Raw genomic sequence first — 12686 nt, 5'->3', positions numbered from 1 at the left:
GGCCCCCCGCCCCCCCACCCCCCAAGCACCCCCCTCCCCCCCCCCCCCCCCTAACCCCAGAACCCCCCACCCCCCAACCCCCCCCACTCCCACCCACCCCCGCCGAGTTGATCAGGAAGTTGTTGCCCCGACACGCCGACGCGGGTGGCAACAACTTCATGATCGACGGCTTGGGTGGGCTGGGCGGGGTGGGGCGGGCGGGTGGGGTGGGCGGGTGGGGTGGGTGGGGGTTAGCGGAGGGCTAGGCGGGCGGCTCGGGCGTCGCGCTTCTCCTCGAAGCGGCTCGCGGCGCGGTCCAGGTCCGCCAGCTGGGTGGCGAGCTGCTCGCGGGCGGCCTCGCCGTCGGCGTTGAGGCCGGTCACGTTGAAGACGTCCCACTGGCGCAGGACCGGCTGCAGCACCTCGTCGCGGTGCTGGCGCAGGTCGTAGATGCCGGCCAGGGCGATCGCCACCGACTTGCGGGCGAAGCCGTCGATGCCGTTGCCCGGCATCTGGAAGTCGGCCACCACGTCGGCGACCGCCCGCATGGCCTGACTCGGAGCCAGCTCGAACGCGGCCGCGAGCAGGTTGCGGTAGAAGACCATGTGCAGGTTCTCGTCGGCGGCCACCCGGGCCAGCAGCGCCTCGCACGCAGGGTCGCCGGTGGCCTTGCCGGTGTTGCGGTGCGAGATGCGGGTGGCCAACTCCTGGAACGAGACGTACGCCAGCGAGTGCAGCACCTCGTCGCCGTGGGCGTTGGTGTAGCCCTCCGACATGTGCGTCATCCGGGCCCGCTCCAACGCCACCGGGTCGACCGCCCGGGTGACGGTCAGGTAGTCGCGGATCGCGACGCCGTGCCGCCCCTCCTCGGCGGTCCACCGGTGCACCCAGGTGCCCCACGCGCCGTCCCGGCCGAACAGCGTGGCGATCTCGTGGTGGTACGAGGGCAGGTTGTCCTCGGTCAGCAGGTTCACGATCAGCGCGGTGCGGGCCACGTCGGGGATGGTGGAGTCGGTCGGCGACCACGCCTCGCCGCCGAGCGGCCCGTCGAAGGTCCGCCCTTCGCTCCACGGCACGTACTCGTGCGGGAACCACTCCTTGGCGAGCGAGAGGTGGCGGTCGAGGTTGCGCGCGACCACCGGCTCCAACTCGACGAGCAGCGCGGTCTGACTCAATGTGGTGCTGACGGTCACGAGAAACTCCCTACGGTGGCGTAACTTACGCTACCGTAGGTCCCCGTGGCCGTTAGCGCCAGTGGGGACACTCAACCGACCGTCGGAGTGAGGTCCACCAGGGGTGGCATCCACTCCTCGGCGGCCGCCGTGACCTGCTCACCGGAACGGATGTCCTTCACCTCGTCCGGCGCTCCCTCGGCACCGGGGAACCAGACGTACGGGATGCCGCGCCGCTCGGCGTAGCGGATCTGCTTGCCGAACTTCGCCGCGCTCGGCGACACCTCGGTCGGCACCCCACGCCGCCGCAACGCCTCCGCCACCCGGTTGCTGGCCGTCCGCTGCTCCTCGTTGGTCACCGCGACGAGCACGGCGGTCGGCACCTCCCGGGAGACCGACAGCGCCCCTGCGCCGAAGAGCAGCCCGAGCAGCCGGGTCACCCCGATCGAGATCCCCACCCCCGGGTACGAGACAGTGCCGGCGCTGGCCAGGTTGTCGTACCGGCCGCCGGAGCAGATCGAGCCGAAGCGCTCGTATCCGCGCAGCTGGGTCTCGTAGACGGTGCCGGTGTAGTAATCCAGCCCACGGGCGATGCGCAGGTCCGCCACGCAGAGCCCGGGTGAGTGCGCGGCGGCGGTCTCCACCACCCGGATCAGCTCCTCGATGCCCTCGTCGAGCAGCGGGTCGCTCACCCCGAGCGCCCGGACGGCGTCGGCGAACGACGCGTCCGGGGCGGAGATCTCGGCCAGCGCCAGGCACGCCTTGGCCTGCGCCTCGCTCGCCCCGGCGGTCTCGGCGAGCAGGTCGGCCACCTTCGCCGGGCCGATCTTGTCGAGCTTGTCGACGGCGCGCAGCGCGGCCTCCGGGTCGGTCAGCCCGACGCCCCGGTAGAAACCCTCGCTGATCTTGCGGTTGTTGACCTGGATCGTCACCGGTGGGATCGGCAGCGAACGCAGCGCGTCCCCGATGACCAGCGGCATCTCCGCCTCGTGGTGCGGGGCCAGGGTGTCCCGGTCGACGATGTCGATGTCGGCTTGGACGAACTCCCGGTAGCGGCCCTCCTGCGGCCGCTCGCCCCGCCACACCTTCTGGATCTGGTAGCGGCGGAACGGGAAGCTCAGCTTGCCGGCGTTCTCCAGCACGTACCGGGCGAACGGGACGGTCAGGTCGAAGTGCAGGCCGAGCTGGTCGTCACCGGTCGGGCCCTCTGCGTCGGCGTGCAACCGCCGGATCACGTAGACCTCCTTCGAGGTCTCGCCCTTGCGCAGCAGCTGGTCCAGTGGCTCAACGGCCCGGGTCTCCAGCGGCGCGAAGCCGTACAGCTCGAAGGTGGCCCGGATCTTGTCGAGCACGAACTGCTCGATCATCCGCTGACCGGGGGTCCACTCCGGGAAGCCGGAGATGGGCGTGGGCTTGCTCATCGGCGTACTCCTTGCGGTTCCGCGCCGGTGGCGCGGTGGTGTCGTGGGTCCGCGCGCGGCGCGGACGAAGATCTAGAGGCCCCGGGTGGGAGCGGCCGGCGACGTGCCGGCCACCTCGATGAGGTACGGGTTGCTGGCGCGCTCGCGGCCGATGGTGGTGCTGGGGCCGTGGCCGGGCAGCACGACGGTGTCGTCGGCCAGGGGGAGGATCTTGTCGCGCAGGCTGGTGAGCATGGCCGGCATGCTCCCGCCCGGCAGGTCGGTGCGGCCGATCGACCCGGCGAAGAGGACGTCACCGGAGAGGCACAACTCGTCCGCCTCCCAGCTCGACCCGGCGCCCGGCAGCCGGAACAGCACCGACCCGCCGGTATGGCCCGGGGCATGGTCGACGGCGATCTCCAGGCCGGCGAGGGTGAGGGTGGCGCCGTCGGTCAGCTCCGCCACGTCCTCCGGCTCGGTGTAGCTCAGCCGGCCGCCGAAGAGCGACGTCAGGTCGGTCGAGAGGCCCTTGGCCGGGTCGGCCAGCATTTCCCGGTCACCCGGGTGCACGTAGGCGGTGATGCCACGCGCACCGCAGACCGGCGCGACCGAGAAGGTGTGGTCGAGGTGGCCGTGGGTGAGCAGCACGGCGGCCGGATGCAGGCGGTGCTCGGCGAGCAGCGCGTCGAGGCGGCCGAGCACCCCGATGCCGGGGTCGACCACCACGCACTGCTCCCCCGGCGCGGTGGCAACCACGTAGCAGTTGGTGCCGAAGGCGTCCGCGGGAAAGCCGGCCACGAGCACTGGCGCTGTCCTTTCCGTCGAGCAGCTGTCGTCCTGCCCCGCAGCCTATCGGGCGCGCCCAGAGAGTTTGCCGCGTCCGTCCCAGGCACCCCGCAGGGCACAGTGACGATCTCCGATAAGCGCTGCTCGGGACGGGGCGGACCTCGTACACCACATTCCCAGTCACTAGCCGTACACTCTGGCGGGCGTGTGGCGCGGCACACGTGACGCCCGGACGGGCCGGGGCGACCGGCCGCCGGCGACGACCAGGTAGAGGAAAGGGGAGCACTGGTGGCTTCCAGCAGGGACCGGCAGCGCAAACTGGCACGGGCCAAGCTCGACCGGCAGTTGGCTCGCCGGGCGGCCGCTACGCGGCGCCGACGGCAGATCCAGGCCGGAGTCGGCGCCGCTCTGATCCTCGTGTTGGTAGTGGCCGGCTCGGCCTGGGCGCTCGGGGCGTTCGACTCCGACCCGAAGCAGAACACGGCCGCGGCCGAAACCTGCCTGTGGACGCCGCAGGACGCGACGGCCAACACCAACCTCAAGGACGTCGGCACGCCGGCCACCAAGGACCTGCCCACAGACGGCACCCGGCCGATGACCGTGACCACCAACCAGGGCGCGCCGATCACCGCGGAACTGAACCTCACCAACTCCCCGTGCGCGGCGGCGAGCATCGCCCACCTGGCGAGCCGGTCGTTCTACGACAACACCAAGTGCCACGAGATCACCACCGAGGGCGCGCTGCGCTGCGGCGACCCGTCCGGCACCGGTCTCGGTGGGCCGACCTACTCGTTCTACGACGAGGAACTGCCGACCGTGCCGTCGGCGTCACCGTCGGCCACCCCGGCCCCCGACCAGCCGCCGACGTACCCGAAGGGCACTGTGGCGATGGTCTCCAACCCGCCGGGCAGCAACGGCAGCCAGTTCCTGATCTTCTTCAAGGACTTCACCACCACCGACCCGAAGTACCCGGTCATTGGCCGGGTGACCGGCGGGCTGGACGTGGTCGAGAAAATCGGCGCCCTCCCGACCGTGGACAATGGGACCGGGGCGAAGGTCAAGCCCAGCACCGATGTGACGATCCAGAGCCTCACGGTCGGTGAGCCGGTCTCCGCCGCGGCACCGGCGCCGTCGGCCTCCGGCACCCCGGCCAGCAGCCCGAGCGCCGGCTGACCGGGCGCCACCACCCACCCAAGCGGCACTCAGCAGCAGACAGCCAGGAGGATCCAGGCGTGACGTCCACCAGAGAGCGGCAGCGCGCGGCGGCCCGCGCCCGGCTCGAGAAGGAGATGGCCGAGCGCGCGGCCAAGGCCCGCAAGCGCCGGCAGACGACGGCGATCGTCAGCGCGGGTGCCGCGCTGGTGCTCGTGGTCGCCGGCACCGTCTGGCTGGCGGTGAGCCTCGGCGGCGACGACAACAAGAGCGACACCGCCACGCCAGCGGCGGGCGCGGCCGAGTGCGCGTTCAACGCGGTGCCCACCGAACAGCGGCCACCGCAGATCAAGGACGTGGGGTTGCCGAGCAACGAGCAGTCCGCCAAGGGCGTCCAGACCATGACGATCGACACCAACCTCGGCCCGATCACCGCCAAGGTCGACCGGTCGCTGGTGCCGTGCACGGCGGGCAGCTTCACCTACCTCGCGGAAAAGAACTTCTTCGACAACACCAAGTGCCACCGTCTGGTGACCGAGGGCATCAAGGTGTTGCAGTGCGGTGACCCCAGCGCCACCGGCAACGGCTGGCGGGACACCGACGGCCAGGGCGGCCCGAGCTACCGCATGGCCGAGGAGAACCTGCCCACCGACAAGCGCCCGCCGTACCCGGAGGGTGTCATCGCGATGGCCAACTCCGGCCAGCCGGGCAGCACCGGCAGCCAGTTCTTCATCGTCTACGGCGACTCCCCGCTGGACCCGGCGTACACGGTGCTGGGCACCATCACCGGCGGCCTGGACCTGGTCAAGGACGTGGCCAAGGCCGGCGACGACGGGGCGTTCGCCCAGCAGGCCGGCGGCGGCCACCCGAAGAAGGAGGTCATCATCAAGGACCTCACGATGAGCAATCCGCAGGGCTGACACCCGCGCAGACGACACAGCGCCCGCCGGCTGAACCGGCGGGCGCTGTCGTGTTCGGGGTACGGCGTCAGGCGCCCGAGGTGACCCGGTAGGCGTCGAACACGCCGTCGACCTTGCGGACCGTGGCCAGCAGGTGGCCCAGGTGCTTCGGGTCGGCCATCTCGAAGCTGAACCGGCTCACCGCCACCCGGTCACGGGTGGTGGTGACGGTGGCGGACAGAATGTTGACCCGCTCGTCGGAGAGTACCCGGGTGACGTCGGCCAGCAACTTGTGCCGGTCCAACGCCTCGACCTGTATGGCGACCAGGAACGTCGAGGCGGAGGTGAGCTTCCAACTCACCTCGACGACCCGCTCGCTCTGCGCGCGCAGGTCCTCGGCGTTGGCGCAGTCGTCACGGTGCACGCTCACCCCGCCGGAGCGGGTGACGAAGCCGAACACCGAGTCCGGTGGGACGGGGGTGCAGCAGCGGGCCAACTTGATCCAGACGTCGCTGACGCCCCGGACCACCACGCCCGGGTCGCTGCTGCTCTGCCGGCTGCGCGGCGGCCGGGTCGCGACGGCGGTCTCGGCGATGTCCTCCGCCGCGCCCTCCTCGCCCCCGTACGCGGCCATCAGCTTCTGCACCACCGACTGCGCGGAGACCTGGCTGTCGCCGACCGCCGCGTACAGCGACGCCACGTCGGCCAGGTGCAGGTCGCGGGCGATCGACATCAGCGCGTCGGAGGTGAGCATCCGCTGCAACGGCATGCCCTGCTTGCGCATCGCCTTGACGATCGCGTCCTTGCCGGCCTCGATCGCCTCCTCGCGCCGCTCCTTGTTGAAGTACTGGCGGATCTTCGTGCGGGCGCGCGGGCTCTTGACGAAGCCCAGCCAGTCCTGCGTGGGGCCGGCCGTCTCGGACTTCGACGTGAAGATCTCGATCACGTCGCCGTTGGACAGCGTCGACTCCAGCGGCACCAACTTGCCGTTGACCCGCGCCCCGATGCACTTGTGCCCCACCTCGGTGTGCACCGCGTACGCGAAGTCCACCGGCGTCGAACCCGTCGGCAGCGGGATGACGTCACCCTTGGGGGTGAAGACGTACACCTCCTGGCTGGACAGGTCGAAGCGCAGCGCGTCCAGGAACTCGCTCGGGTCGGCCGCCTCCCGCTGCCAGTCCAGCAACTGCCGCAGCCAGGTCATCTCGTCGATGTGCGCCGGCGGGCCGACGATCTGGGTGCCCTTGTGCTCCTTGTACTTCCAGTGCGCGGCGATGCCGAACTCGGCGGTGCGGTGCATCGCGTACGTGCGGATCTGCATCTCCACCGGTTTGCCGGTGGGCCCGATGACAGTCGTGTGCAACGACTGGTACATGTTGAACTTGGGCATTGCGATGTAGTCCTTGAACCGGCCCGGCACCGGCTGCCAGTTGGCGTGGATCACACCCAGCGCCGCGTAGCAGTCGCGAACCGTGTCGACCAGGATGCGCACACCGACCAGGTCGTAGATGTCGTTGAAGTCGCGACCCCGCACGATCATCTTCTGGTAGATCGAGTAGAGGTGCTTCGGCCGACCGGTCGTCTCCGCCTTGATCTTGGCGGCCTTCAGGTCGGTCTGCACCTTCTGCGTCACCTGCCGCAGCAGCGCCTCGCGCTGCGGCTGGTGCTCCCCGATCAGCCGGTTGATCTCCTCGTAGCGCTTCGGGAAGAGCGTGCCGAAGGAGAGATCCTCCAGCTCCCACTTGATCGTGTTCATACCGAGCCGGTGCGCCAGCGGCGCGAGGATCTCCAGCGTCTCCTTGGCCTTCTGCTCCTGCTTGGGGCGGGGCAGGAAGGTCAGGGTGCGCATGTTGTGCAGCCGGTCGGCCAGCTTGATCACCAGCACCCGCGGGTCCTTGGCCATCGCCACGACCATCTTGCGGATCGTCTCGGCCTTGGCCGCGTCGCCCAGCTTGACCTTGTCGAGCTTGGTGACGCCGTCGACCAGCAGGGCGACCTCGCCGCCGAAGTCGGCGCGCATCTGGTCCAGGGTGTACTCGGTGTCCTCGATGGTGTCGTGCAGCAGCGCGGCGACCAGGGTGGTGGTGTCCATCCCCAGGTTGCCGAGGATCGTCGCGACGGCGAGAGGGTGCGTGATGTAGGGGTCACCGGACTTGCGGTACTGCCCGGAGTGCCACCGGGCGGCCGTGTCGAAGGCGCGCTGGAGCAGCCGGGCGTCCGCCTTGGGGTGGTTGTCCCGGTGGCTCGCGATGAGCGGCTCCAGCACCTCGCTGACCTGAGAGGTCTGCCAGGGCGCGTTGAACCGGGCCAGCCGGGCCCGGACCCGCCGGCCGGTGGGCGCGTTGGACAGCCCGAAGCCACCGCTGGGCGATGGCTCGACGCCGGCGTCGCTCGGGAACGGCACCACCACACCGTCGGCGCCGGGAGACGCCTCGGCGCTCGGCGGGCCGCTGGTCGGACGCACCGGGCTCTCGCCGGAAGCCCTGCCGGAGCCGTTGCCCGTCACCCGGGCCGGCGCGTCGCCTGTCCGGTCAGTCACCGAGCCGTCAGCGTCGCCTGTCGGGTGCACCGTGCCCTCCGCCGGAGGGACGACATCGTGGGACACCGGCCTCCTCACCGCTCGCCGGAAACACGCCGGCCGAAGATCGGCCGACCTGGTCTCGCCCGCCGGACGGGGTACCGCCGGCGTCAGCAAAGGGCAATGCTACCCGCACGGACGGTCCCCTGCCGCTCCGCCGGACGGTCGGCGCCGGGTCCATCCGACAGGTCCGGGATCAAACAGTCATCCGGGTATCGACCGGCTCAAACAGTCAGCAGGGCGTGGACGGGACGCGGCGCCAGTCGCTCACGCCCACCCAGGAAGCCGAGCTCCAGCAGCACGGTGAAGCCGGCGACGGTCCCACCGGCCCGCTCGACCAGGTCCAGCGTCGCCTCGGCGGTGCCACCGGTGGCCAGCACGTCGTCGACCACCAGCACCCGGTGCCCGGCGGTGAAGGCGTCCTCGTGCACTTCCAGCGTCGCCTCGCCGTACTCCAACGCGTAGGAGACCGAGTGCGCCGGGCGGGGCAGCTTGCCGGCCTTGCGCACCGGCACCACGCCCACCCCCGTCGCGTACGCGATGGCCGCCGCGACGACGAACCCACGCGCCTCGATGCCGACCACCACGTCGAAGGCCTCCCGCCCGTGGTACGAGATGATCCCGTCGATCACCTCACGGAAGACCTTGCCGTCGGCGAACAGTGGCATCAGATCCTTGAACAAGACGCCCGGCTTGGGAAAGTCGGGCACGTCCAGCACCCGACTGGCGACCAGTCGGGCGGCCTCCGGGCCACTGTCCCCGCGCGCTGCGGTGCTGTGGGTCTCCGTCACGGCTGTTTCGCTCTCCTTCGACGACGAACGGCGTCCGGCAACAGCATGCCGGACGCCGTTCGGGTGTTTCCTGTCGGGTCAGCGCCGCTTGGCGCCACCCGGCCGGTTGCCGCCACCACCCGGGCGACCGCCCCGGGCACCGGTCGGGCGCTTGCCCGCCGGCCGAGCGCCCACCTTGGGGGCGGCACCGGCCAGCGCGGCGGCGTCCTGGTCGACCGGCTCGTCGGACGCGACAGCCTGGGCGGCCGGGCGCGCGGCGCCCTTACCGGGGACCTCGCCGCGGGCGACAGCGCCCCGCCGGCTCAGGACGCGCTTGTTGTGCGCCTGGATCCGCGGGTCGTAGTTCTTCAGCAGCGCCAGCAGCGGGGTGGCCACCAGGATGGAGGTCAGGAACGCCACCGCCATACCGACGAACAGCACCAGACCGAGGTCCTTCAACGTGCCGGCGCCGAGCAGGCCGGCACCGATGAAGAGCAGACCGCCGACCGGCAGCAGAGCGACGACGGAGGTGTTCAACGACCGCATCAGGCTCTGGTTGATAGCCAGGTTGGACGCCTCGCCGTACGTCTGGTTGTTGTTGGCGGTGATGCCCCGGGTGTTCTCCTGGACCTTGTCGAAGACCACCACCACGTCGTAGAGCGCGAAGCCCAGGATGGTGAGGAAACCGATGATCGTCGACGGGGTGACCTCGAACCCGACCAGCGAGTAGATGCCGGCGGTGAGGATCAGGTTCGTGATCAGCGAGACGACCGCGGCCACGGCCATCCGCCACTCGAAGCGCAGGATCAGGTAGACCATCACCAGCGCGATGAAGATGACCAGACCGAGCACGGCCCGCTCGGTGACCTGGCTGCCCCACGCCTCACTGACCTGGTTGCTGCTGATCTGGTCGGCGTTGATGCCGAGGTCCTCGGCGATCTGGGCCTTGACCGCGGTGGCCTGCTCCACGGTGAGCTGCGGCGTGCGCAGCTCGTACGAGTCGCCGCCCGGGCCGCCGACCTTCTGCGTGGTCGCCACCGTGACACCGGTGTTCTCGGCGGCCAGGGCCGAGTTGACCTCCCGCTCGGCGTCGTCCAGGGTGCCGACACTGGCCGGCACCTGGAACGAGTTGCCGCCGGCGAACTCGATGCCCAGGCTGAACCCGCGGATCGAGAAGCTGAGGATCGCGATCAGGATCAGAACCCCGGCGACGCCGAACCAGAGCTTGCGCCGGCCGACGATGTTGAGACCGGCCTCGCCGTTGTAGAGGCGGCTCGCCAGACCGTTTTCAGCCATCTCAGGCCTCCTTGGCGCGCGGGTTGCGGGGCTGAGTCGGCTGGTTGCGGGCCGGGAGCGCCCGGCCCAGACCGCTGACCCGCGGGGACAGGAACGCCCGGGTCCGGGCGAACATCGTCATGATCGGGTGACGGAAGAGGAACACCACCACCAGGTCCAGCACGGTGGCCAGGCCGAGCGCGAACGCGAAGCCCTTGACCGTGCCGACCGAGACCACGTAGAGCACCACCGCGGAGAGCAGGGTGATCGCGTTGGCCGAGATGATCGTGCGACGGGCCCGGATCCAGGCGCGCGGAACCGCGCTACGCGGGCTGCGCCCCTCCCGGATCTCGTCTTTCAGTCGTTCGAAGTAGATGACGAACGAGTCCGCCGCCACACCGAGCGAGACGATCATGCCGGCGATGCCGGCGAGGGTGAGCGTGAAGCCGATCTGCCGGCCGAGCACCACCAGCGCGCCGAAGACCAGCAGCGCGGAGAGGATCAGGCTCAGGAAGATGACCGAGCCGAGCAGCCGGTAGTAGAAGAACGCGTAGATGATGACCAGCAGCATGCCGATGCCGGCCGCGAGCAGACCAGCGCGCAGGTGGCTGGCGCCCAGGGTGGCGGTGACGTTCTGCGCCTCCTGCTGCTCGAAGGTCACCGGCAGCGCGCCGTAGCGCAGCTGGCCGGCGAGGGTGCTGGCGTCCTTCTGGGTGAACTGGCCGGTGATCTGCGAGTTGCCGGTCAGCACGCCCTGGATCTCCGGGGAGGACACGATCTCGTTGTCCAGCACCACGGCGACCCGGCACTTGCCGTCCTGGCCCAGCGCGGTCGCGTCACAGGCCTGGCCCTCGTTGTTGAACGCCTCACGGGTCAGCGAGGTCCACTTGCCCTGACCGTCACCGGTGAAGTCCAGGCTGACCACCCAGGCGTTGGTCTGGTCGAGCACCGCATCGGCGTCGGACACGTCGGTGCCCAGCACCTTGGCCTGGTCGAGCAGGTACTTCGAAGCACCGTCCTCGCAGGAGACCACCTGCTGCTTCGGGTCGGAGATCGACGCCGGGGGGCGCTGGTCAAGCTGCGCGCAGCCGATCGTCGGCACGTTGAACTGCATCTGCGCCGGCAGCACCGCGACTTCCTGCGGAGACAGCGTGCCGAACGGCTTGAGCTTCTCGGCCAGCGACGGGTCGGCGGTCAGGTCGGCCGGGGCCTGCAGCCCGTTGGCGGCCTGCCACGCGGCGGCGCCGACCTTCTGCTCGACGAGCTTGCGCTGCTCCTCGATGCTGGCCGGCACCGGCTCCGAGCTGGCGGTGGGCGCGGCGGCGCTCGGCGAGGCCGAGGCGGACGCGGAGGGCGTGGCACTGGGCGACGCCGGGGCCATCCCGCCCTGACCACCGCTGGGCGACGAGGTCACCTTCGGCGAGGCGCTGCCCGTGGGGGTCGGGGTCGCGGCGCCGGACGGGGTCGCGCTGCCGGTCGGGGCGGCACTGCCGGACGGGGTCGGCGTGGCGGCGGGCGGCGCCTCGGCCACACCGCTGCCGGAGGCGGCCTTGAGCACCTTGCGGAAGCGCAGCTCGGCGGCTTCGCCCACGTCGTCGAGGTTGCGGTTCTCACCGGGCAGGGAGATGACGATGTTGCGGTTGCCCTCGGTGACCACCTCGGCCTCGGCCACGCCGAACGCGTTGACCCGGCTCTCGATGATCTCGCGGGCCTCCTCGAGGTTCTCCGCCGTCGGGGGCTTGCCGTCGACGCTGTTGGTCGCCTCCAGTGTCACCCGCGTGCCGCCGATGAGGTCCAGACCGAGCTTGGGCTCGAGCCGGTCCTTCCAACTGCCGCTGGCGCCGGCGAAGAACACCAAAAGATAGAGGACCACGAAGATGAACCCGAGCACGGCGAGCTGCCGCCCGGGGCGCATCTGTCCCTGAGGTGGTGCCACGGCTGTCCTGTCTCCCTGTACGGTCGCGCCGCTGTCGCAGCGGCGGCGGTGTCGGGCCGGGGGTCCCGCCCGACGGGTCTGCCTTGAGTCGACGAGATGCCGACACGAGGACCGGGCCCCCCGGCGCGGAACGCCGACGGCCACCGGAACGTGTCGACGCCCGACGTCGACCCAACTATCCAGTTTTCACGCTTCGCCCGCTGCCCCGTCGGGGCGCGACGACCCCGGAAGCCGGGTCGACCGGCCGTACGCCGGACTCGCCGCTCCCGGGGGGAGGGGTCAGTCCTTGGCGGTGTCCGCGTCCTCGGTGACCGGCTCGCTCGGCAGCTCCGCACGGGTGACCACCCGCGCGATGGCCGGGCGGGCGTAGCGGGTCTGCACGCCCGGGGCGACCTCGATCAGGACGGTGTCGTCCTCGATGCCGGTGACCGTGCCGTAGAGCCCGCCGATGGTCACGACCTCGTCGCCGGGGCCGAGATTGGACTGCATCGCCTCCGCCTCTTTGCGGCGCTTCTGCTGGGGCCGGATCATCATGAAGTACATGACGCCGAAGAGCAGGGCGATCATCAGGATCGGCGTGAAACCGCCGGCCCCGCCACCCGCTGCTGCCAATTGCACGGTTACTGACCTTCCCATTGGCCGCCTGCCCGGCACCGTGGGTGCCGGAGCGGAGGCGGATTCTCACGTCCTGTACAGACCGCGGCGAAGTCTAAACCCTGCACCTGAGAACGCCGAATGC

At 70.6% G+C, this 12686-nt stretch carries 10 protein-coding genes; 2 read left to right on the top strand and 8 right to left on the bottom strand.

Going from position 1 to position 12686, the window contains the following annotated elements; all coding sequences use genetic code 11:
• Positions 1-230: 230 nt before the first annotated feature.
• From QSK15_RS12260 to QSK15_RS12250, 3 genes are all read right to left on the bottom strand, one after another.
• The gene (locus QSK15_RS12260; RefSeq protein WP_279517259.1) at positions 231-1172 is read right to left on the bottom strand and encodes an acyl-ACP desaturase; all 942 of its coding nucleotides are present in this window, start codon (positions 1170-1172) and stop codon (positions 231-233) included.
• A gap of 71 nt (positions 1173-1243) precedes the next feature.
• Positions 1244-2572 (bottom strand): histidine--tRNA ligase, encoded by a 1329-nt coding sequence (gene hisS / locus QSK15_RS12255; RefSeq protein ID WP_285794276.1) that lies wholly within the window; start codon positions 2570-2572, stop codon positions 1244-1246.
• Positions 2573-2644: 72 nt separating this feature from the next.
• Entirely contained in the window at positions 2645-3355 is a 711-nt protein-coding gene (locus QSK15_RS12250) for an MBL fold metallo-hydrolase (RefSeq protein ID WP_285794275.1), read from the bottom strand.
• A gap of 270 nt (positions 3356-3625) precedes the next feature.
• Here QSK15_RS12250 and QSK15_RS12245 point away from each other — a divergent pair, with 270 nt between their 5' ends.
• On the top strand, positions 3626-4510 hold the full coding sequence (locus tag QSK15_RS12245) for a peptidylprolyl isomerase (RefSeq protein WP_210866853.1): 885 nt from the start codon (positions 3626-3628) through the stop codon (positions 4508-4510).
• A gap of 59 nt (positions 4511-4569) precedes the next feature.
• A complete protein-coding gene (locus QSK15_RS12240; protein ID WP_285794274.1) occupies positions 4570-5409 on the top strand; it encodes a peptidylprolyl isomerase in 840 nt (279 codons plus the stop codon).
• A 67-nt stretch (positions 5410-5476) separates the two neighbouring features.
• On the opposite strand, the gene QSK15_RS12235 is transcribed toward QSK15_RS12240, so the two are convergent.
• The 5 genes from QSK15_RS12235 to yajC form a co-directional block, all read right to left on the bottom strand.
• Entirely contained in the window at positions 5477-7993 is a 2517-nt protein-coding gene (locus tag QSK15_RS12235; RefSeq protein WP_285794273.1) for a RelA/SpoT family protein, read from the bottom strand.
• A gap of 197 nt (positions 7994-8190) precedes the next feature.
• Positions 8191-8757, bottom strand: coding sequence for an adenine phosphoribosyltransferase (locus QSK15_RS12230; protein WP_279517262.1), 567 nt, complete (start codon positions 8755-8757; stop codon positions 8191-8193).
• A 78-nt stretch (positions 8758-8835) separates the two neighbouring features.
• Entirely contained in the window at positions 8836-10032 is a 1197-nt protein-coding gene (gene secF / locus QSK15_RS12225; protein WP_285794272.1) for a protein translocase subunit SecF, read from the bottom strand.
• A gap of 1 nt (position 10033) precedes the next feature.
• Positions 10034-11947 (bottom strand): protein translocase subunit SecD, encoded by a 1914-nt coding sequence (gene secD, locus QSK15_RS12220; protein WP_285794271.1) that lies wholly within the window; start codon positions 11945-11947, stop codon positions 10034-10036.
• A 279-nt stretch (positions 11948-12226) separates the two neighbouring features.
• Positions 12227-12583, bottom strand: a complete 357-nt coding sequence (gene yajC / locus QSK15_RS12215) for a preprotein translocase subunit YajC (RefSeq protein ID WP_081884077.1) — start codon at positions 12581-12583, stop codon at positions 12227-12229.
• Positions 12584-12686 lie beyond the last annotated feature (103 nt).

This window comes from Micromonospora sp. NBRC 107095 (assembly GCF_030269705.1).
Classification (GTDB): domain Bacteria; phylum Actinomycetota; class Actinomycetes; order Mycobacteriales; family Micromonosporaceae; genus Micromonospora; species Micromonospora parva.
Note: the sequence above shows the minus strand (reverse complement) of the source record. Positions and strands in the feature narration are given on the sequence as shown.

Excerpts from the sequence above, each read along its gene's own strand:
- hisS (WP_285794276.1), bottom strand. The coding sequence starts at position 2,572 with ATGAGCAAGCCCACGCCCATCTCCGGCTTCCCGGAGTGGACCCCCGGT.
- secF (WP_285794272.1), bottom strand. The coding sequence starts at position 10,032 with ATGGCTGAAAACGGTCTGGCGAGCCGCCTCTACAACGGCGAGGCCGGT.
- yajC (WP_081884077.1), bottom strand. The coding sequence starts at position 12,583 with ATGGGAAGGTCAGTAACCGTGCAATTGGCAGCAGCGGGTGGCGGGGCC.